This window comes from Neolewinella litorea, from assembly GCF_004803465.1.
GTDB lineage: Bacteria > Bacteroidota > Bacteroidia > Chitinophagales > Saprospiraceae > Neolewinella > Neolewinella litorea.
Window position 1 is genome coordinate 318,842 of record NZ_SRSF01000001.1, and the last position, 21,151, is coordinate 339,992.

General features: G+C 59.7%; 19 protein-coding genes. 10 read left to right on the forward strand and 9 right to left on the reverse strand.

From position 1 onward, the window contains the following. The first annotated feature begins 66 nt into the window (after positions 1–66). Positions 67–1,731 (forward strand): DNA repair protein RecN, encoded by a 1,665-nt coding sequence (gene recN / locus E4021_RS01410; RefSeq protein ID WP_136456109.1) that lies wholly within the window; start codon positions 67–69, stop codon positions 1,729–1,731. 15 nt (positions 1,732–1,746) lie between these two features. On the opposite strand, the gene E4021_RS01415 is transcribed toward recN, so the two are convergent. Then, a complete protein-coding gene (locus E4021_RS01415) occupies positions 1,747–2,595 on the reverse strand; it encodes a methyltransferase domain-containing protein (RefSeq protein ID WP_136456110.1) in 849 nt (282 codons plus the stop codon). Positions 2,596–2,600: 5 nt separating this feature from the next. Continuing rightward, positions 2,601–3,533: a methyltransferase domain-containing protein gene (locus E4021_RS01420; protein WP_168797413.1), complete on the reverse strand. Its 933-nt coding sequence runs from the start codon at positions 3,531–3,533 to the stop codon at positions 2,601–2,603. 129 nt (positions 3,534–3,662) lie between these two features. On the opposite strand from E4021_RS01420, the gene ppk1 reads away from it, so the two are divergent. The 7 genes from ppk1 (at position 3,663) to E4021_RS18530 (ending at position 10,438) form a co-directional block, all read left to right on the forward strand. Continuing rightward, the gene (gene ppk1, locus E4021_RS01425; RefSeq protein ID WP_136456112.1) at positions 3,663–5,741 is read left to right on the forward strand and encodes a polyphosphate kinase 1; all 2,079 of its coding nucleotides are present in this window, start codon (positions 3,663–3,665) and stop codon (positions 5,739–5,741) included. Then, positions 5,738–6,316, forward strand: coding sequence for an acyl carrier protein phosphodiesterase (locus E4021_RS01430; protein ID WP_136456113.1), 579 nt, complete (start codon positions 5,738–5,740; stop codon positions 6,314–6,316). Before ppk1 ends, E4021_RS01430 begins: the two co-directional genes overlap by 4 nt. After that, positions 6,309–6,788 carry a type I restriction enzyme HsdR N-terminal domain-containing protein gene (locus E4021_RS01435; RefSeq protein ID WP_246050192.1) on the forward strand — a complete coding sequence of 160 codons (480 nt, stop codon included), beginning with the start codon at positions 6,309–6,311 and terminating at the stop codon, positions 6,786–6,788. The genes E4021_RS01430 and E4021_RS01435 overlap by 8 nt, the downstream gene beginning before the upstream one ends. A 9-nt stretch (positions 6,789–6,797) precedes the next feature. Then, entirely contained in the window at positions 6,798–8,315 is a 1,518-nt protein-coding gene (locus tag E4021_RS01440) for an ABC transporter ATP-binding protein (protein WP_136456114.1), read from the forward strand. Between the two features lie 43 nt (positions 8,316–8,358). Beyond that, the gene (locus E4021_RS01445; protein ID WP_136456115.1) at positions 8,359–8,961 is read left to right on the forward strand and encodes a hypothetical protein; all 603 of its coding nucleotides are present in this window, start codon (positions 8,359–8,361) and stop codon (positions 8,959–8,961) included. Between the two features lie 68 nt (positions 8,962–9,029). Further along, on the forward strand, positions 9,030–10,205 hold the full coding sequence (locus tag E4021_RS01450) for a geranylgeranyl reductase family protein (protein WP_168797414.1): 1,176 nt from the start codon (positions 9,030–9,032) through the stop codon (positions 10,203–10,205). Continuing rightward, a complete protein-coding gene (locus E4021_RS18530) occupies positions 10,202–10,438 on the forward strand; it encodes a 4Fe-4S binding protein (RefSeq protein WP_136456117.1) in 237 nt (78 codons plus the stop codon). Before E4021_RS01450 ends, E4021_RS18530 begins: the two co-directional genes overlap by 4 nt. On the opposite strand, the gene E4021_RS01460 is transcribed toward E4021_RS18530, so the two are convergent. From E4021_RS01460 to E4021_RS01480, 5 genes are read right to left on the reverse strand one after another with little or no spacing between them, the layout of a single operon-like run. After that, positions 10,383–11,429, reverse strand: coding sequence for a threonine aldolase family protein (locus E4021_RS01460; RefSeq protein WP_136456118.1), 1,047 nt, complete (start codon positions 11,427–11,429; stop codon positions 10,383–10,385). The two genes, E4021_RS18530 and E4021_RS01460, sit on opposite strands and share 56 nt — an antisense overlap. Before the next feature lie 10 nt (positions 11,430–11,439). After that, entirely contained in the window at positions 11,440–12,666 is a 1,227-nt protein-coding gene (locus E4021_RS01465) for an NAD(P)-dependent oxidoreductase (RefSeq protein ID WP_136456119.1), read from the reverse strand. Position 12,667: 1 nt separating this feature from the next. Next, positions 12,668–13,417, reverse strand: a complete 750-nt coding sequence (locus E4021_RS01470; RefSeq protein ID WP_136456120.1) for a phosphatase PAP2 family protein — start codon at positions 13,415–13,417, stop codon at positions 12,668–12,670. Between the two features lie 18 nt (positions 13,418–13,435). Then, complete coding sequence (locus tag E4021_RS01475; protein WP_136456121.1) at positions 13,436–15,139, reverse strand: LptF/LptG family permease; 1,704 nt, start codon at positions 15,137–15,139, stop codon at positions 13,436–13,438. Positions 15,140–15,174: 35 nt separating this feature from the next. Beyond that, positions 15,175–15,501 carry a hypothetical protein gene (locus tag E4021_RS01480; protein ID WP_136456122.1) on the reverse strand — a complete coding sequence of 109 codons (327 nt, stop codon included), beginning with the start codon at positions 15,499–15,501 and terminating at the stop codon, positions 15,175–15,177. A gap of 88 nt (positions 15,502–15,589) precedes the next feature. Between E4021_RS01480 and lysA the strand changes: the two genes are divergently transcribed. Then, entirely contained in the window at positions 15,590–16,843 is a 1,254-nt protein-coding gene (lysA, locus tag E4021_RS01485) for a diaminopimelate decarboxylase (protein ID WP_136456123.1), read from the forward strand. Beyond that, positions 16,843–17,658 carry an MOSC domain-containing protein gene (locus tag E4021_RS01490; protein ID WP_136456124.1) on the forward strand — a complete coding sequence of 272 codons (816 nt, stop codon included), beginning with the start codon at positions 16,843–16,845 and terminating at the stop codon, positions 17,656–17,658. Before lysA ends, E4021_RS01490 begins: the two co-directional genes overlap by 1 nt. A gap of 9 nt (positions 17,659–17,667) precedes the next feature. Here the strand turns inward: E4021_RS01490 and E4021_RS01495 are convergent, their stop codons facing one another. After that, the gene (locus tag E4021_RS01495; protein ID WP_246050193.1) at positions 17,668–18,921 is read right to left on the reverse strand and encodes a tetratricopeptide repeat protein; all 1,254 of its coding nucleotides are present in this window, start codon (positions 18,919–18,921) and stop codon (positions 17,668–17,670) included. A gap of 90 nt (positions 18,922–19,011) precedes the next feature. Further along, positions 19,012–21,084, reverse strand: coding sequence for a T9SS type A sorting domain-containing protein (locus E4021_RS01500; protein ID WP_136456125.1), 2,073 nt, complete (start codon positions 21,082–21,084; stop codon positions 19,012–19,014). Between the last annotated feature and the right edge of the window lie 67 nt (positions 21,085–21,151).

The following is a 21,151-nucleotide window of genomic DNA, read 5'->3' on the forward strand; positions in this document are numbered from 1 at the left end:
CGGGCAATCGCGTTTCGGTGCCCGTGGTTTACGTTGTAAATTTGACCTTTTCCAACAAATACGTCTATGATCAAACGGCTGCACATCCGCAATTACGCCATCATCGAGGAGTTGACGCTGGAGTTCGCCACGGGACTCAGCATCATCACCGGCGAAACCGGGGCGGGCAAGTCCATCGTCCTGGGTGCCCTGAACCTTATCCTCGGCGGCCGTGCGGACACCAAAACGCTGTTCGATGATAGCCGCAAGTGCGTAATCGAAGGTCGTTTTGACATCGCAGCCTACGATCTGCGCCCCTTTTTCGCCGATAACGACCTGGACTACGACGCAGAACTGATCATCCGCCGGGAGATCACCCCCTCAGGTAAGAGCCGAGCTTTCGTCAACGATACGCCGGTCAATCTGAAGGTGTTGCAGGAGCTCGGAAGCACCCTTATCGACCTGCACCAGCAGTTTGATACCCTGTACATTAACAACAGCGACTTCCAGCTGGAATTGCTGGATGCGCTGGCCGGACAGCGGGAAGCGGTACGCGCCTACCGGCAGGAATACCAGCAGCTACAACAGGTCAAGCGCCGCCTGCACCAGTTGCGTGAAGAACAGGCCCAGGCCCGCCGCGAGCAGGAGTTTCTGGAATTCCAGGTCAATGAACTGGAAGAGGCCAATCTGCGCGAGAACGAGCAGGAGAGTCTGGAGGCGGAGCGCCACCGCCTGAGCAACGCCGATGAAATCAAGCAACTTACCTCCGGGGTATTTCACTACCTGACGGAAGCCGACGAGTCGGTAACCGATCGCCTGTTAGCGATCTCGGTAAAACTTACCCCCCTGGCGGCGGGCGACCCACAACTGCAGTCCATCTCCGAGCGATTCGAAAGCATCCGACTGGAACTTGAGGAGGTAGCCTCGGACCTGGAAGCCTTCGGTGAGGATACCGACGTTAGTCCCGAGCGCCTGGAAGAGATTGAGGAGCGGCTGAACCTGCTCTACCGGTTACAGACCAAGCACTCCGTGAAGACGAACGGGGAATTGCTGGAAATCTTTCGCGAGCTGTCGGCCTGCCTGGACCACTTTTCCGACCTGGGCGGCAGCATCACCAAACTGGAGAAAGAACAGGAAAAGCTTCAGGCCCGGCTGGTGGAGCAGGGAAAGGCCCTGCGTAAGGAACGCCAGCGCGTGGCCCCCGATTTTGCCGGTAAGGTGCAACGCCAACTTGGCGAACTGAGCATGGCCAACGCCCGGTTGCAGGTCGACTTCACCCCCCTGGCCCAGCCCGGGGCGCAGGGGCTGGACGAGGTGCGATTCCTGTTCAGCGCCAACAAGGGCGGAAAACTGCAAGCCATCAAGGACGCGGCGTCCGGAGGCGAAATGTCGCGCCTGGCTCTGGTCACCAAAAGCCTGGTGGCTTCCGCCATGGAACTGCCAACCCTGATCTTCGACGAGATCGACGCCGGGGTGAGTGGCGACGTGGCCCAGCGCATGGGCCGTATCCTCACGGACCTGAGTCGTCACCACCAGGTGGTGGTCATCACCCACTCGCCGCAGGTGGCCAGCCGGGCGCATCGGCACTACTTCGTTTACAAAACCGATAAATCGGACGCCGACCGTACCATCACACAGGTACGCGAACTCAACGGCGACGAACGGGTCACGGCCATCGCTACCATGCTGAGCCAGAACCCGCCCAGCGAGTCGGCATTGAAGAACGCCCGAGAACTTATCGAGGCGGTTTAGCGGATACCCCGAGACCTATCGGCCGGCGGCCAGTACCCCGTAGCGGATGGCACCGGTGGCGAAGCCCTTGCGCATATACTTCATGGCCCAGGCTCCGCTGAGGGTGCCCTGTCCGGCGCGCAACAAACCGGGCCAGTTGCGCGGATCCAAACCGCTGCGGATCACCGCGCCCCAGAATGGTTCCACGGCCTGCGACCAGTCGTCCATCCGTACCTGGTTCAGGCCGGCTGAGGTTGCCGCCCGTTCCAACTCGCTCAGGCTTACCAGCGGGGGGAGGTGGTACAGTTCGCAGATACGCTGCAGGGTGTACTGATCGGTGGGGGAGAGGTAGGGCGGTTCGTCGCGGTGGCACCATGTGGCCATCAGCAACCGACCGCCCGGCCGCAATAAGCTGCGAAACAGTCGAAAGAGACCCTCCTTGTCTTCCATATGTTCGGCCGACTCCATGCTCCAGATCAGGTCGAAGCGACCGCTGGTCTCCGGGGTTAGTTCGTATACGTCCTTGGCGATGAGGTTTACCCGGCCGGAAAGCTCTTCCTGTCGGTTAAGGGCATTGCCGCGGTGGGCCTGTACGGGACTGAGGGTAACGCCGAGTCCCTGCGCGCGTGGGTACTTGCGGGCCAGGTAGCGACTGCTTCCCCCCACGCCGCAGCCGGCATCCAGGAAGCGCTCTACCTCGCGGTCGGGCGCGAGGCCCCATTCCAGCAGGGCTTCGATCATGTCGATCTGTGCCTGCTGATGAGCCACTTTGCGTTTACCGTCGGGACCGTAGTACCCATGGTGCATCTGTTCGCCCCAGGTGTCGAGCCACAAAGGCGTGGACTGGTCGTAAAAGTCGCGGATCCGTTCGTTCAGTGGGTCCATAAAGCTTAGCGCCGACGCAGGATGGCCCGGCCGACGAATATGGCGGCTATCACGCCGAGTCCGTACAGTACGGCCTTTTGTTCCTTGTTCAGGGGTTGGCGCTCTCCTTCCACCCCGCGGATCGGAGCGGTGACGTGGGCGAGCAGGGCCATGGGAATGAACAGGAATCCGGCGGTGGAGCCCAGAATCAGGCGTCCGGTCAGTAGCAGGTTGCGGCCCAGCCAGCCGCCCTCCGGTTCGGCCTCCACCAGCGAGCGGGCACTGCGGCGCGGGCGGGCGTTGGGGCTGGCTCCCGGTTTGGTCTTCGTACCGACGATGGCGATGCCGTAGCGTTCGTTCTCTTGCCAGTGCGGGCGTACGTATACCCAGTCGATGTCCGTAAAGCCGGCCTGGTGGAAGTAGAGGTGGTAGTCATTTTCCGGCGGGAACAGCATCCAGGCGTTGGCGATGAACCGACTTACCGGGTTTTTCGGTTCGATGGGACCTACCAGCAGGGCCTGACCTCCGGGTTTGATCACTCGGTAGGCTTCCTCGATGCCGCGTTTAGGATCGGGCCAGTACTCGATGGAACCGGCCGAAACGTAGCGGTCGAAAGTATCGTCCTCGAAGGGAAGGTTTTCGGCGTCGCCGAGTCGGAAGCGGCAGTCGACCAGGGCGGGTTTGACCATGGCGCGCTCCATTTGCTGGGGGCTCTGGTCGAGGCAGATCACATTCTTCGCCGGCACGCGACGCACAATGCCTTCCGTGGTAAAGCCGGTACCAGACCCCACGTCCAGTACCTTCAGTGCGTCGCCCTCCGACCAGTCGACGATGGAGAGGGCTTTTTCGCGCATCGGTTCGGTCCAAAACAGGGGGTTGACCAGCTTGTCGTAGAAGTTGGACAGGTAGCGGTAGAACCAAAAGGCTTCCCGCTTGTGCTGCATTAGTCTCATGGGCATATCAGTTGCTCGTTTAATACCTGGCGGGCCGGATTGTTCGCGAAGCCACGATACGCTGATCATACAAGGCCTACCTTGCACCTGCGTACCCGCCCCTGTTATACCTTTAAGCAGTTAACCCATCCTACCTTGGCACGAGAATTAGTCAAACGCGATACCTCCTGGCTTGAGTTCAATGCGCGGGTATTGCAGGAAGCCGCCGACCCGCGTGTTCCGCTCTACGAACGGATCCGGTTCCTGGCTATATATAGCTCCAACCTGGATGAATTTTACCGGGTTCGCGTCTCCTCGATGCGGCAGTTTAAAAAATTGCCGAAAACGGAACGCAAGGAACTATTCGACTTCAAGCCTAAACGCGAGTTGAAGGCCATCCGGAGCAAGGTGTACCGGCAGCAGGAGGAATTCGGTCGCATCTTCCGCGATGAGATCCTGCCCCAGCTTCGCGACGAGAATATTCACCTTATCCACTCCGATCAGATGAATCCGGAGCAACGCGCTTTCGCGGCGCGCCACTTCGAGAAGAACATCCAGCCGCACCTGGAACTACACTGGCTGCCTACAGACGATGATAATAACGCCGCACGGGAACTGCCCTGGCTGGACGATGGACAGCTCTGTCTGGCCGTAAGCCTGAACGAACCGGAAGCCGAGGAAACCGGCGAAGTAGCCCTGGTGCCACTGCCCATCGACAAAACGGGTCGCTTCCTGGTTCTGCCCAGTCCGGCCGACGACCCGGATGGCTACTACGTAATTTTTACCGACAGCGTCGTGCGCGCCAACCTGACGCGCTGGATGGACCGTCGCGTCGATTTCGGATACAGTTTCAAGCTCAGCCGCGATGCCGAGTTGTACATCGACAACGAATTCGACGGTGACCTCCTGCGGAAGATCGAGCACAGTCTGACCACCCGCGACCTGGGGCTGCCGACCCGCTTCCTCTACGACGGCGACATGCCCAGCTGGATGCTAGCACGCCTCAAAAAGGCACTGAACCTGTCGAAATACGACATGATCCCGGGGGCACGCTACCACAACTTCAACGACTTTTTCACTTTTCCCCAACCGCCCGGCCGCGAGTACTTGGCCTACGAACCCATGCCGCCGCTGCCACACCCCAAACTCGACGGCGCGGCCAGCATCATGGAGGTCATCCAGGCCACGGATATCCTGCTCAGTTTTCCCTACCAGAAGTACGATTACATCCCGGATCTGATCCGCGAGGCGGCCGATCACCCCGAAGTGCGCAAGATCCGCATCACCCTGTACCGCGTGGCGAAGAACTCGCGGGTGGTAGCCAACCTGCTTTACGCCCTCCGGCAGGGCAAACAGGTAGAGGCCTTTGTGGAGGCCAAGGCCCGCTTCGATGAGGCCAGCAACCTCTACTGGGGCAAAGAGATGACGGAGGCGGGAGCCTACGTACGGTATAGCTATCCGGCGGTAAAGGTCCACACCAAATTGCTGCACATCGAGCGGCGCACGGAAGAAGACGAGGTCATCCACTACAGCTACATCGGAACCGGCAACTTCAACGAGAAAACGGCCAAACTGTACACCGACCACGCGCTGCTCACCTGTCGCCCCGCGCTGGGCAAGGACGTGGAGCGGGTCTTCGACCTGCTGCGGGGCAAGTTGATACTCCCGCGCTGCAAACACCTCCTGGTGGCCCCCTTTAACCTCGAGACGGAATTCCTGAACCTTATCGACCGGGAGATCGCGATCGCGAAGCAGGGTGGGCATGCCTACCTCTTCCTGAAAATGAACAGCCTGGAAGAAGATACCATGATCACCAAGCTCCGGGAAGCGGCCCGGGCCGGCGTGGAGGTACGCCTGATCGTGCGCGGCATCTGCCGGCTGGTACCCCGGAAGGGAGAAAATATCAAGATCATCAGCATCATCGACCGGTTCCTGGAGCACGCCCGCATCTTCATTTTCGGCAACAACGGACAGGAGAAGATTTTCATGGGCTCGGCCGACTGGATGAACCGGAACCTGTACCGGCGCGTGGAGGTAGTCACGCCCATATACGACCACCTGATCAAGTTGGAACTGCGCCGTATGATGGACATGCAGTGGCGCGACAACCAGCGCGCGCGTATCATCTCCACCACGAAGCTCAATCAGTACCGCGAGGTGCTCCCCGACGGCGGGAATTTCCGCGCCCAGGTCGATATCTACAACTACTTCAAGCATCAATTGGAACACGTTTGAATTTCCTGGCCCACCTGGCATTGTCTTACTACTCGGCCGACCTGCAGGTGGGCAACTTCATCGGCGACCTCGTGCGGGGGCGGGAGGTGGCGGTTCTTCCGCTCGGTATTCGCCAGGGGGTGGAGATGCATCGCCGCATCGACCGGTTGACCGATGCGGACCCAGACGTTCGCCGGCTCAACCGTTCGCTGCGGGCCCGACACGGCCGGTATGCCCCGGTCATCAGCGACGTGGCCTTCGACTACTTCCTGTTTCTTAACTGGGATACTCTCGGGCCGGCTCCATTTCACGACTTTACGGAGAAGGCCTACCGTCGCCTTGCTGCGGCCCGTGCTGACCTTCCGCCGCGGATCCACCCGCAGATCGACGGGCTCGTCCGGCATCGCTGGCTTTCGGTGTACACCAGCGTCGGGGGCATGCAGGAAGTCTTTCAGCGGATGCTCCCTCGGCTTAGCCGCCCGGAGATGCTCGACGGCGTCTCGGAAAGTCTGTACGACCGCCACGCCGACTTCAACCGCACCCTGTTGCTGCTGTTTCCACGCTTACAAGCCCTCGCCAATACCTACCGTGACTGATCCCTCCTCTCCCAATCGCTTCGCCCTCGATCTCCGCCTGCAGCGATTCTCCCCCTACCTTTCGATCAAGCTGAGCGGCAACCAGCGCATGGTGCGGTGTGAGATTCGCAAGAAATGGCTGGTGCTGCAGCCCGAGGAGTTTGTCCGACAGCTCCTGCTTCACTTTCTGATCAAGGACATGAAGTACAACCGCAACCGCATTACCGTCGAGCGGGGCGTAGCGGTGAACGGCGAGCCCCGGCGCACCGACATCCTGGTCTTCGACCAGCAGATGCGACCCTTCCTGCTGATTGAATGCAAGGCCCCGAAGGTCCCGCTTACGACCGACGTATTTCGCCAGGCGGCCCACTATAATGGTCCCTTGCGCGTACCTTACCTCATGATTTCCAACGGCCGGGAATCTTACGTCGCGGCCATTGACTACGAAGCCCAGGATTACCAGTTACTGCTGCAAATCCCAGAGTGGATATAAGTTACCCCCGTGAGCGAGCTTCTGCACGTTGAAGATTTTTGTCTTTCCTTCCCGGATCTGCCTCCGGTGGTAGAAGGGTTGTCTTTCTCCGTCGCTCCGGGCGAAGCGGTGGGCTTGGTGGGGCCCTCCGGCTCCGGCAAGAGCCTGACCGCCTATGCCCTGCTTGGTCTGCTGCCCGGTACGGCAAGTATCGACCGCGGGCGGGCGGCTTACCACCGCAAGGACGGCACGGCGGTGGACCTCCTGAACCTGTCGGAGGCCGAGCGGGTCAGGGTACGGGGCCGGGAAATCGGGTACGTGTTCCAGGAGCCGCAATCGGCGCTGAATCCCGTCCTGAGTTGTGGCCGACAATTGCGGGAAGCCGTCCACCACCTTGGCGATCCCGGACAGGATGCCGAGGTAACATTGACGCAGTTGCTAGAAAAGGTAGGACTGGCATCCATCCGGGAACGGGTGCTGGTGGCCCTGCCGCGGGAGCTCAGCGGGGGGCAGTTGCAACGGGTGCTCATCGCCATGGCACTGGCCGGTCGGCCGCGGTTGCTGGTGGCCGACGAACCCACCACCGCCCTGGACTCCCTGGCGGAAGCGGGCATCGTACGGCTACTGGACAAGCTGCGGCGGGAAAATGATATGGGACTCTTATTTATCGCCCACGACGAAGCGTTGCTCACGCGTGTGACCGATCGCCTAGTACAGATTCGTCCGTCCAGCGGCGCGGCGGCCCCCATTTCGAAAGCTTCCAGTGGGGCGCCGGGCGCGGGTGCCGCAGTTTCCCGGGCCCAAAGGGCGCAAGGGGAGGTGGTCGTGGAAGTTTCGGAGCTTATGATCCAGTATACGCCTGAAGCGGCGGCGGCCGTATCCAACTGTTCATTCGCCATCCGGAGCGGACAGTGGGTGGGCTTGATCGGGCCCAGTGGATGCGGTAAGAGCACCATTGCCGGTTGGCTGGTTGGCCTCGTTTCGGCTCAGCGGGGCTCGGTGACGGTGGCTGAGGGCCGGTTGCCGGCCTCGGCCGACGGCAGCAGTATACGGCGACTGGTGGGCGGGCAGCTGATCTTTCAGGACGTGATGGGTTCATTGAATCCACTACTCACGGTCGGCGAGGCACTGGAGGAGATCGCGCAGTGCCACGGTAACGATTCGGTGGAGGAACTGCTGCAGAGCGTGGACCTGCCCCCCGAACGGTTTCGCCAGAAGTATCCCAACGAACTGAGTGGCGGACAACGGCAGCGGGTAGCCATCGCCCGGGCACTGGCCGCCCGCCCGCGGATTTTGATTTGCGATGAGGCCCTTTCCGGGCTCGATATCCCTTTGCGGCACGAAGTGGTCAGGGTGCTGCAGCGCGTCTGCCGGCGCAGGGGGGTAGGGGTGCTCTTCATTACCCACAATCTGAGATTGGCCCTTACGTACACCGATAGCGTACTGCTGATGGACGACGGGCGAATCGTAGAGCGGGGACTCCCGGAGGAGATCTTGCACCACCCGAAAAGCGAACTCGGACGCCGGCTCACGGAAGCCCTGATCTGAAGCGGCTGCAAACCAAAGGGTTTGGTGGCGGCGTTATAGCCGCATGAAACAAGGCTTCCTGCTTCTTTTTATCCTGGCACCCCTGCTGGTCACCGCTCAGGCTTACGATGCCGCCCTGGGCATCCGGGTTGGTACGGAATGGGGGGCCACCGCCCAACTCCGGCTGCCGCAAATTCACAAGAACTTTGTACTGGAGGGCATCGTGCTATCTTCCCTGCAAAAAGATGAAGGAACGCTCACCCTGCTCGGTAAGCAGCACCAGCCCCTGCTCAGTCGCCGGCTCAACCTGTTCTACGGCGCCGGACTGCACGCGGGCTGGAGCGACGAAATAGACCAGGAGACCGGTTCCGCCTTCAACGGTCCGAAAGGAGTGACCGGCATCGTGGGCCTCGAAGCCACCTTCGCAAGGATCAACGTGAGCTACGATTTCAAGCCGGCACTCAACGTTACCGGTGGAGCTTCCATCCTGGATACGCACACGGCGGTGAGCGTGCGCTACGTGGTGGGGAAGCGGTACAGCATCTGGAATCGCGACAAGGAAAAGGAGATCCGCAAGCGCCGCCGGGACAAGGACCGGGAGCGGAGGCGTGAAGACCGCGAGCGGGCCGGAAAGCGCTGGTTCCAGTTCTGGAAGCCGGTTAATTAGGCAGCACGCCCGGTACCGGGTTGAACACCCGTACCGGGATGGGGTTTGGCAGTAGACAAATGCGCTCTATGCCCCCAACAGATTACGACGTAGTCATCATCGGTGCCGGACCGGCCGGTTCCACGACCGCCCGATTTGCCGCCGCTTCCGGGCTGCGGGTATTATTGGTAGACAAACGACAAGAGCTTGGCGCGCCCATTCAATGTTCAGGGGCCATCAGCCGGCATGCGCTCGAGCAGGTAGGCATCGCTCCGGAAGCGGAATTCATTCACGAAGCGATCTATGGCTTCGCTATTTACGACCAGCACGGCGACCGCGAGGTACACGATTACCGCCGCCTCAAGCCCGACGAATACGGGTCGGAACCCGGCAAAAAGCCCCTGGGTTACGTCGTCGACCGCCGTCGCTTCGATCGCTACCTCATGACGCAGGCCGAGCGGGCGGGAGCGGAAGTCTGGTTGAAAACGGAGGGACTGGGATATCGCCCCGAGGCAGACGGATACTGTACGGTGTCCCTGCGCAGGTATAATCAAGCTATAGATATTCGCACCCGCATCCTGGTGGGTGCCGACGGACTACAATCGCAGGTAGGTCGGTGGGCCGGCCTGCAGACCCACATCAAGATCACGGAGTTAGCCGGCTGCCTGCAGTTTATCGTCGACCGGGTCGAAACCGAAGGCCTGTTGGAGATCGTCACCGGTCATGAGTGGGCGCCCGGAGGGTATGCCTGGGTATTTCCGAAGGGGCACGGCTACGCGGAGATTGGTCTTGGCGTCATTGCTACCATGACCGACCGGCCAGCCCGGTGGCATCTGGACAAGTTTATCACCCAAAGCTTTTTCCGGGAGCGGTTTGCCGACTGCCGGATTCTCGAAGTACAGGGTGGGGGAGTGCCGTTGGCCGCCCCGCTACGCACGCAGTACGCCGACAACCTCATCCTGGTCGGTGATGCCGCACGCCACGTTAATCCGATTACTGGGGGAGGACTGCACACCGCCGTGGCCGGAGGAAAGATTGCGGCCGACTACATAATTGGTCACCTTGCGGACGGGCTGCCCCTCCAGGATGGTGCGCTGGAAGGATACCAGCGCCTTTGGCTGGAGGAACTGGGTGACAAGATGTGGAAACTGTACGGCATCAAGACCGATATCTTCCACAATATGAATATCCCCGAACGCGACCGGCAGCTGTACGCGACGATGGCCGACTATTTCAGCCCAACTTCAGAATTCAAGAAAATATGAGCAAACAGCAACCTGTACTTTTCAGCATAGGTTGGAATGCCTGCATCAACTGCGGTGCCTGCGTTGCCATCTGTCCGCAGGAAGCGGGCTTCGTGAGTCCTTTCGACACGATCGCGGTGGACCGTCCCTGTGACATCGCCTGCCTCTTGTGCGAGCAGATCTGTCCGGTCGACACCATCACCCACCAGCCGGTGCCGCGCCCTGGCGGGCATAACGGTGTAAACGGTCAATGACGTAATCAACCTGTTCGTCGGTAACACCCAAATGGGTCGTGAACCGGATGGTTTGCGGACCGAAGGGTACGGCCAGGATCCCCTCCTTTTCCAACTCCACAAGAAACCGGGCTGCGGTAAGCCCTTCTGCCAGATCAAAAATGCAGATGTTGGTTTCGGTAGTGGATACCGAAGCTACGAAGGGTAAACCCTCGAGCGACTCCGCCAACCGCCGGGCCCGGGCATTGTCATCGGCCAGCCGGTCAATGTTATGCTGCAGGGCGTACAGACCGGCCGCGGCCAGGTAACCGGCCTGTCGCATGCCGCCACCCAGTACTTTGCGGTACCGACGGGCCTCGTCGATCAGGTCTGTCGGCCCCAGCAGCAGGCTACCCACCGGTGCGCCCAGTCCCTTACTTAGGCAGATGGAGATGGTGTCGAAGGTCGTACCCCACGCTTGCGGGCTTTCGCCGGTTTCGACGAGGGCGTTGAATAGCCGGGCGCCATCGAGGTGTACCGCCAGTCCGTGTTCGCGGGACTCGGCAACCAGAGCAGCGGCTTCGCCCAGGGTGTAGATGCTGCCCCCGCCCTTATTGCAGGTATTTTCCAATACTACCAACCGGGTGCGGGGTAGCCAGTCGTAGTGGGGCTTTACCGCATTCGCGATCTGCCCGGGCAGCACCTTGCCGCGCTCCCCCCGCAGGAGATTCATGCTGACACTGGAGAGCATACTGTACACTCCGCCTTCGTACTGGTAAATGTGGCTTTTCTCTTCACAGATGATCTCGTCCAGGGCCCGGGTATGGCACTTGATGGCCAGCTGGTTGGTCATGGTACCCGAGGGGCAGAACAGCGCGGCCTCCATTCCGAAAAGATCGGCGGCGTAGGCTTCCAGTTCATTTACGGTCGGGTCTTGTCGGAAAACATCGTCGCCCACCCGTGCGGCGAACATGGCTTCCAGCATCGGGGCAGTGGGCTGGGTGGCGGTATCGGAAATCAGGTTTACGGTCATGACCGGGGTCTTAGGATTGCGGAAGGCCGGCGGCGAAGTCGGCCAGGTACTTAAAGGAAGGTCCCAGGTGCCCACCCTCGGTAATGGTGGCGCGCCGCAGGATCTTGCTTTCTTTATTGGTGAACTCTGGAAGAATCTTTTCCACGAAGGTTTCCCCAAAGGATTTGCTGGCGTCGCGGGGCAGTTCACTCGGCAGGTTGTCTACTGACATCACGTCCACCACGTCACCCTGAAAGGGGGAGGCTTCCTGGCCCGTACGCGGCTGGTAACCGAAAACGGGATCGGCAATGGTGGTTGCCCGCAGGGTGGAGGGTACGCTGGCCGCCGGTGCGATATCGCAGGTCACGTCGGCAATCGTTTTGATCCGGAAGTCGGCCTGTTTCATATCCTCTGCGGTAAAGAAGGCCGGAGCCTTTCCATCCCAGAAAATGCCGTTAACGAAAATATCCGCCACCGCGCAGTAGGGGCCGAAACGGCTCCGGTATTCATCCGCGTGTGCGTAAAAATGGCTGCGCTTTACGGACTTTCCGCCGGGGTGCTGAACGTAGTCCTCTACGGACAACTGGGTGAAAACGGCCCCTTCGGGATTCGCGAGAAATTCAGCGGGAGAAACCTTGCGGAATCCCATATCCCTCAGCACCCGCGCAGCGCCCGCCCCCACACGACCGGTTCCGGTAAGCACGACCTTGATCGGGGGGAGACTGAGGGCCTTGTACACCTTTTTGGCGGCGGCGTAATCGTGCAGGTCCTTCAGCCGGGGCAGCTTCAGCGTACCGGTACGGTGCCCGAAGGCCCAAACCCCGTTGTGGGCGCCGACCATTCCTGCCCAGTAGCCGAAAGCGATGAGGCGCCGACCGCGCTCGTCGGTCAGGTACTCGTAATCGATGTGCCGGATATTCTTGTCCAGCAAGGCACGCAGCAGCTTCTGGTTATAGGGCTGAAACTTGGCTACGTGGGCAAAATTGCAATAGGTTTTTCCGGGGATGAGCCGGTCGATCGGCACCTCCTTGATGCCGAGGAATACTTCCTGTCCGCTGATGTCCTCCCGCACGGGTACCCCCAGTGCTTCGTACTCGCGATCGGGGAAGCAGCGGTGCCCGCTGGACTGTACTACCACGTCGTAGCCTTTGGAGATGAGGTCGGCGGTCTGCCGTGGCGTGAGAGGCACGCGGGCGTCGGGTGGAACCTTGTCTTCACGGACGACGGCAAGGGTGGGTAACTTCGGTTTGGGGGTCATGTTAATCGGGCGTGACGCTGTCGTCTACGGGAGGGACTTTTGGGCTCCGGGTCCACCAGATGCCGTCGTTGAGCAGCTTGTTATCGGGGAAAACTTTCCACTGCAGGAAAAACATCAGCACCGCGATGAGCAGACCAATGAAGGCACCGGCGGTTACGTCGCGGAGAAAGTGGTACAGCAGGTACATTCGGCTGAAGGCCACCTCGATGGCCAGCAGGAAGCAGAGAATGCTAATAAGGATCTTGGGGCGCCGGACGTTAAAACAGATGAAGCTGTACAGGGCGAAAGCGGAAGCCGAATGGCCGCTGGGAAAGCTGGTGTCGCCCCAGTTGCGCATCGTCTCATCGAAGAGGTTCAGGTCGTTCCAGGTAGATTCAAAGTTGTCGAAGAAGTAGCGCATCGGCCGCGCCTGGGCGAAATAGAGCTTGAGCAGGCCGGTAAAGATGCCCACGGCGGCCCCGGTGGCGGCGGCGAAAATAGCCGTCCGTAGCCGGAAGGTGAGGGCTACCAGAATAACCACGACGTAGGCAATGGGCTCACCCAGTCGCGTACCGTTGATGAAGAAGAGGTCGAGTTCCGGCGTGCGCAGTTGATTGATGGCGATGAGCGCCTCACCTTGCTGCCGCGTCAGGACGAGGTACAGGTTGGCCAGAATAAGCAGCAACACCCCCAGCAGAAAAAAGCGGTTGGCCCGGATGAAGGTCCGCGGTCGCAGGCTGGGCGGCGTGAAGTGACGTCTGGTAAACGGCATGTGGCGAAGGTAGCGAAATTAGGACTTCGCCATGCGCCGACGCAGGGCTTCCACCCGCTTGCTGTCGCGGGCCCGGCGCAGGGCCTCCTTCGCCCGGTCGGTATCCACCAGTTTGGCGTCGTTCATGGCGCTGAAGGTGATCCACAGGCTGATGGGGAAAAGGATCAGACAGGGCAGCCAGCCGGCAAACACACCGCTGACGACGAAGCTTTCGGCCAGCTTGCGACAGAAGATGGTCAGGATGATAAATATCACGAAGAAAATGATGCTGACCAGGATCGGGTAGCCGAAGCCACCCTTGCGCACGATAGCCCCCATGGGCGCACCGATGAAGATGAAGATGATACACACCACGGCCATGCTGTATTTCATGTGCATATCATAGATGTGCTTGACCCGCGATTCCTGGATGCCCGGCAGCAGACGCAATGTCGACTGAGCCTGGGCGGTAACGGAGCGGATACTCGAACGCGCCCGGTTGTAGATGCGGGAATGGTCCTCACGGGGTACACTGTCGAGCAGGCTCCGGATGCCGGGCCAGGGCGAAGCCCCCTCCACCAACGGATGGTGGGCCGCTTCCGCCATCCGCGCCGCCCGACGGGTTTCAAGTTCCCGCTGCCGTTCCAGGATGAAGCGCTGTCGAACACTGTCCGGCGTTTGAGCGCGCTCTTCCGGCCGGGGTGCCGCATGGAGAGGGCGGTAGGCGGCTTCCAGCTTTTCAATGCTGTCCAGGGGGCTCGGCTCCGCTTCAGCCAGCAAGGAATCGGTGGAAATGAACTCATTACCGGATGTCCCCTGTATGCGATAGGTATTCGTATCGCGGGGAAGTTGGGGAAGGTAGGCCAACAGGTGATTGCTGAGGCCCTGCTTCCGTACGGCAATGTCGGTATCGATGGAATCCACCCCTTCCCGCAATTGCCAGGTGGAGAGCATGCTGCGGTTGGTGCTGAAAAGGGAGGTGGCGTGCTTCTCCAGTTTGAATTCGCTCAGGTCGAAGACCTTGGTGTAGGCGTCAAAGCTGGTCCGCATGAAGGGCGTACTTCGACCTTCCCTTCCGCTGGGCCGCTGCTCTACGTACTGGTGCCCGTTGAAAAGCCGCATAATGAAGAAATCCCCGCCGTCGGAGGTGTACATCTCGCCGTCCTCAGCGGTGATTTGGCTCAGTTCGCCCACGTTGGCTTTCGTATGGTCGTAGATGAGGACGTCTTCAATCCTGCGGCCATCGTCTCCGCGATCACCCAGGCGGATGGTAAATTGGTTAAAGTCTTCGTTGAATACCCCCGGCTCCATGTTCAGGGTAGGCTTTTTCTGCTGGATGTCGTACATCCGGGCACCAAACTGGAGGTTGGCGGCCGGGATGATGTAGTCGCTGCACAAGTAGGAAACGCCGGCGCTGATGGCCCCGAATATGATCAGCATCCGGATGACTCGCAACAGGGATACGCCCGCCGACTTGAAGCTGGAAAGCTCATAATGCTCGGCCAGGTTCCCCAACACCATCACGGAAGAAATGAGCAGGGCAAGGGGAAGGGCCAACGGTACCAATCCGACGCACTTATAGGCCAGCAATTCCATGATGAGGAAAAAGCTGAGACCTTTCCCGGCGATGTCGTCGAGATAGAGCCAGAGGATCTGCATCAGCAGAACGAAAAGCGCAATGGCGAAGGTGACGATGAAGGGCCCCACGAAGGACTTCGCCATCAATTTATCCAGCTGCTTCATTGCGGTAAAGACGCCCTGCCGCCGGGATTGTTGCCTTAGCGGTCCTTCTTCGTGTCGTCCTTCAGGTCGTGGTATTCCTCATCGCTCGGAATGCGTCCGCCATCTTTCATATTCTCGGTGGTGCGTTGGGCCTGCTCGGCGGTCAGGTCATCCGACCGGTGGCCATCGATGCCCTCCTGATTAATGTTGTAGCTGGTATCGTTCACTACCTCCTGGTACGGATCGCTGTTCTTGAGGTGCTTGGCCCGCTGCGTATATTGGGCCCGCTTGGTGAGGTAAAAGACAATACCCAATACGATGAGGGCACCCAGTATCCACCAAAGTTCACCGGTATAACCCTCGGCTTGCAGGAAAATTGACATTTGCATTTCTTCATGAAACCTGTGACCCACCTGTATATGTTCATACCTTCTCTACCTTCAGGCTAAAGCCCCCGCAATCCCCATAATTATGCAGTTTAAGAATGGACGCTTTACGGTTTCAGGTGTCGACCTTCTGAACCTTACGGAAGAATACGGCGCACCACTTTACGTGTACGACGCCAACAAGATGAAACAGCAGTATGAGCGCATCCATCGGGCGTTTTCCGGCGTCAAGCGGCTGCGCATCAACTACGCCTGCAAGGCCCTGACCAACCTCAACGTTCTGCGGCTGTTCCGGCAGTTGGGCAGCGGCCTCGATACGGTATCTATGCAGGAAGTCGAACTGGGCCTCATGGCCGGCTTCGATCCCCACGATATCCTTTTCACCCCCAACTGCGTAAGCCTGGAGGAAGTCAATGAGGCCGTGACCAAGGGCGTCCGGATCAACATCGACAATATTTCCATCCTCGAGCAGTTCGGCGACCAGCACAGGGGCGTCCCCGTTTGCATCCGGCTGAATCCCCACATCATGGCGGGGGGAAACAGCAAGATCAGCGTGGGACATATCGACTCCAAGTTCGGCATCAGCATCCACCAGGTACCCCACGTACTAAAAGTGGTCAATGCGCTCGATCTCAAGGTCGAAGGACTGCACATGCATACCGGCTCCGACATTCTTGACGCGCAGGTTTTCCTGCAGGCGGTGGAGATCCTGCTGCGCGCCGCCGGCGATTTTCCCGATCTGGATTACCTCGATTTCGGCTCCGGCTTCAAGGTGCCGTACAAAGAAGGCGGCATCGCCACCGATATCGAAGACCTGGGCCAGCAGCTCAGCGAGCGGTTCAATGAATTCTGCGCGGGCTACGGCCGCGAGCTGGAACTGATGTTCGAGCCCGGCAAATTTCTCGTGAGTGAGGCAGGTACGTTTCTCGTACGCACCAACGTGGTCAAGACCACTCCCGCTACGGTCTTTGCGGGAGTCGACAGCGGTCTGAATCACTTTATCCGCCCCATGTTCTACGACGCCTACCACCACATCACCAACATCAGCAACCCGCAGGGCAAACCCCGGATTTACACCGTGGTCGGCTACATCTGCGAAACGGATACCTTCGGCATCAACCGTCAACTCGGGGAAGTACGCGAAGGGGATATCCTGGCGATGGCCAATGCCGGTGCCTACTGCTTCATGATGGCCAGCAACTACAACAGCCGCTACCGGCCCGCGGAGGTCATGATCCTGGACGGTAAGGTGCACCTGATCCGACGCCGGGAGACCATGCAGGACCTGCTGGGCACCCAGGTGGAGGTGCCGGAACTGGTCGAACCCGTGCAGGCCTGATGAAGGTCGTAGCGCTTTACCGTTATCCGATCAAAAGCCTCGGTGGCCAGTCGGTAGCCGCCCTGGAGCCCCGCGAAAGGGGATTTACCGGCGACCGCCGCTGGATGCTGATCGACACCCACGGGCGCTTCGTGTCCCAAAGGGAATATCCGCAGTTGGCCCGCTTCACGGCCGAGATATTGCCCGATAATGGACTCGGCATCCGCGAGCGGAGCTCCGCCGAATGGATGTGGAAAACCCAGGAGGCCCAACCCACGGGAGCACCCCAGATCATGGTCACGGTATGGGACGATACCTTCACCGCGACACTCGTGGAAACGCCTGCCGATTTCGGCGACCGCCTGGGACTTTCGGGGGTGCGCCTGGTGTATATGGATGCTGATTCCCGTCGCCCCGTTGATCAGCGTTACGCTGGCCCGGACGAGACCGTTAGTTTTGCCGACGGCTTTCCATACCTCATTGCCAGTACTGGCAGTCTGGCCGAACTTGGCCGCCGCTACGGCGAGGCCCTCGATATGCTGCGGTTTCGACCCAACGTGGTAGTCAACAGTAGCGAAGCCTTCGCCGAAGACAACTGGGCTTCACTGTCCATCGGCGATCACAAATTTGACTTACCGAAACCGTGCGCCCGTTGCATCATGGTCACCAATGAACCGACGACCGGAGATCGCGATCCCCGCGTGCTGGCCAGTCTTGCCGCCTTCCGCAAGCGGGGCAATAAGGTGCTTTTTGGTGAGAACGCCCTGTGGAGAGGCGGTGTGGGTCCCGTCCGGCTCGGAGACACGGTGACGGTCACGGCCCGGAGATCGGACTGATCGCTACGCCTACTTGGTAGCTTCTGCGGTGGTCGCTTGTAATTCCGCCAGTTTCGGGTGCTTGCTGTCGGTCACGGCGGCTTTAACGAGGTGCTCCTGTGCCTTGCCAAATTCCCCCCGCTGTACGTATAGGTCGGCCAGCAAACGGTTCACGTCGATGTTGTTTGGGCGTCGCTCGTACTCTTCTTCCAGGTATTCCAGGGCCTTGTCGTAGTCCTCGTAAATATCCTGGTAGACTGTCGCGTATTCCAGATCCATATTGTGGCCGCTGTCTACGTCGTCCTGCAACATGGCCATAATTTCCTTTTTGGTGGCGGTCAGTTCTTCCTCCCGGCCTTGGATCTTGTACAGCTTGGCCAGGTCGACGTAGAAACCTACTTCCGGAATAATGGACCGGGCTTCCTCCAGCAGTCGTTCGGCCTCTTCGTAGTTTTTCTCATCCATTGCCAGTTCCGCTTGGGCGGCCACGGCGAAGGGGTAGTTCGGGCGTTCACGGAGAATGATGGCGTATTCCTGGGCGGCGTTTTCGGGTTGCCCGTACCGGTGGTAGAGTTGACCCAGGGTCAGTCTGGCCCAGGCGGTGGATTCGTAACCGGGGGCTCCGGCCCGCACGGCCCGCTTCATGGCATCGATGGCGCCTTCCACGTCGCCGTGGATTTCCCGCAGGTAAGAGGCGCGGCTGTACGACCGCAGGTCGGGGCGAATCTCGTTCATCTTGTCCGCCGCCTTTACGGCCGCTTCGTAGTTGCCCAGTTCAACGTTGGCGTCCACGATTGCGCCGTAAACCTGCGCATTGTAGGGGTTAATGCTCACGGCGGACCTGGCCACGGCCAGGGCTTCCGAGAATTCGTGCTGCGACAACAGGACGCCGGCCTTGGTCGACAGGGCATCAAATTCCAGGTTCGGATCTTTTGGTCCCTTGTGGTTAAGCTCAAGGGCTTCATCCAGCAACTTCAGCGCGGCGGGGTAGTAGTGTCCGTGCTCACCGGTCACGCGGGCCTCGTTGATGAAAATTTTGGCGATGGTGATTCTCGGCTCGATCGCGTCGGGGTCTTCCAGCCGGAGTTTTCCCACCATTTGGGAATACCCACTTTGCGTCTGGTCCCATTCCGCCGTGGTTTGCAGGGCGTCGGGGCGCGGGAGCAATGCCGGGATGTCAAGCTGGTCCTCCGGTGCATCAGCGGTTTCCGTCGAAGACGAATCGCAGGCGGTAAAGAGGAGGAACAGGACCGCAATAGGGGCCAACAGCATAGGCTTTATCATAGTGGAATATTATAAAATTTAAAATAATAAAGCGCGGCACCAGGTCAAAAACCCGAGTGCCACGCTTCAGTAAAATACGGTCAAATGATCCTAGTTGGTTTTAACCATGCGCAGGGTCTGCAGAATCTTACCGCTGCCATTGCTGACTACGGCGAAGTACAGTCCTTCGGGGAGTTGGTTCAGGCGAACGTCGATCTGGTGTTCTCCGGCGGGAAGTACTTCCTTGGCCAGGTTCTCCAGTTTCCGGCCGTTCACGTCGTAGAGGTCTACACTGACTGCGGCGGCTTCACGAACGTGGAGTTTAATGGTCGTCTGGTTCCGGAAGGGGTTGGGGAAGTTGACGCCAACCACGTTGGGGGCGTTCATACCAATTCCTTCTTCGGGCAGGGCACCGGCCGTAGAGTTCGGACGAAGGGCTCCGCTGCACTCCCCTTTGCCGCTGTGGGGCAGGGCGAGGTAAGGGAATTCAGACCGGAAGGGTTCGTCGTTCATTTCTACCCCGGTGGTGTAGCTGAGAACACTCACCAGATCCGCGGTAACCGGACTGTCGTCTTCCGACGGATCGTAGTCGTCGTAGAAGAGGCCTACTGCGGCCAGTACTACACCCGACACGGCTTGCAGTTCGATGCGGGTCACGTCATCCTCCAGGCGGCGTCCATTGGGGAAGCCATCCATGTTGGGGATCAGTTGCAGGGAGTCGCTACCGTTGAATCGGGGGTCGGTCAGACCAAGAACCGCGGCCTGTACCAGGCCCAGGGAACTGAAGTCGTCGGACTCACGCGGGGTGACGGGCACAGCCATGTTCAGCCGCAGCATATCTCCGCCGCTCGGCAGGAAGTTGTTGATGAACGGTTTGCCGGTTGCCAGCGGGTTGCCGGCGGGTTTGCCGGTAGCCAGTTGGTAGGGCGGGAAGTTGGGTACTCCGGTATGGAAGATGGGCCAAAGGTCCACCGAGCGCGGCTTATTGGCGCCAGGTAGCAACAGGTTGCCAAAGATTTCATCATCCAGTGCGGTGCCGTCGAGGACCTCGTTTCCTTTGAGGATAAAGAGTCCGTCGGCTCCGTTCGTGAAGTCAACCGGTCCGAGCACCGTGTAGCTCGCCTCCTGAATACGCAGGGGTGCGAAGGCCGGTACGGCGCCCCCGAACAGGTCGTCGTCCATATAGAGGGCGAGTTCCGGATTGTAGAAGTACCGATCAAAGATGGTATCCCGTGCTTCGTCGTAGGGGGTGCAGGCATTCCAGAAGTCCTTCATACCTATCGGAATGATGGCTTCGTTGGTCAGGGGCATACCCAGACGGCTCACCTGGATGTACTGGCTGTCGACCACTTCAGCTTTGGTGCCGTCGGTCTGCAGGATGCGGACGCGCGGGCGGCTGGCGGAAGCCCATACGCCGATCACGAAGTCGCCGTCCAGGATGTTGTCCGGCGTACCGTCTACACCATCCTTGAGCAGTTCGGTGATGGGTACGTTCAGTACCAACGCATTGGTGTTGAAGCAGGCAAGGCCGTCGATGGGGTCCTCCTCCTGGCGGGGGGCATTGCCCAGGTCAAAGATGCCGCCCAGGTCAACGAAGAAGGGGTCATCCACCGGTCCGGCGAATACCTCAATTCCGTTGCTGGTGGTCTGGATCGTCGAGTTGGAGTAGGAGGCGTAGCTCTCCTCACCTAATCCTACAGGCGATTCGATGGAGCGGGGGCCAATGTTGGGCGCCGGCACATCACCGTTTGCGACCAGTACCGTGCTGTTACCGTCGTTGTCGATCTGCTCGAGGGTGTAGGTCGTCTTCAGGTTTTGTTTTCCGAGGCGGATGTTGAAGAAGGTGGTAGGATCTTCGTTCGTGCGACGGAAGGTAAACCGATAGATGATGTCGTCACCGGTAGTAGCCACATCGTTATCCACGTGGATCTCGTAGCGGATGTCTTCCCCGAAATGGTACCAGTTGGGTCCGCCGTGGGGAAGTTGCATGGGGATGTAGGTGGCGATCAGCGTGACCATGTCCGGATTGTCCGGAGACCGGAAGGCGTAAACGTCGACGTTGTCGGCCAGGGGGTCATCCGCGATCAGCGGGGCTTCGCGGTGTGAAGAGGCGTAGGCCGCCGACGCCAGCAGCAGGGCCAGCAGTAGCAGTACGCCACGATTGATTGATTGAATGGATGTCATGATTGTTTATGATAGGCTCCGGCACCGAAGTGCCGGAGAGGCCAGTTAGATGGATTCCCGATTGTGC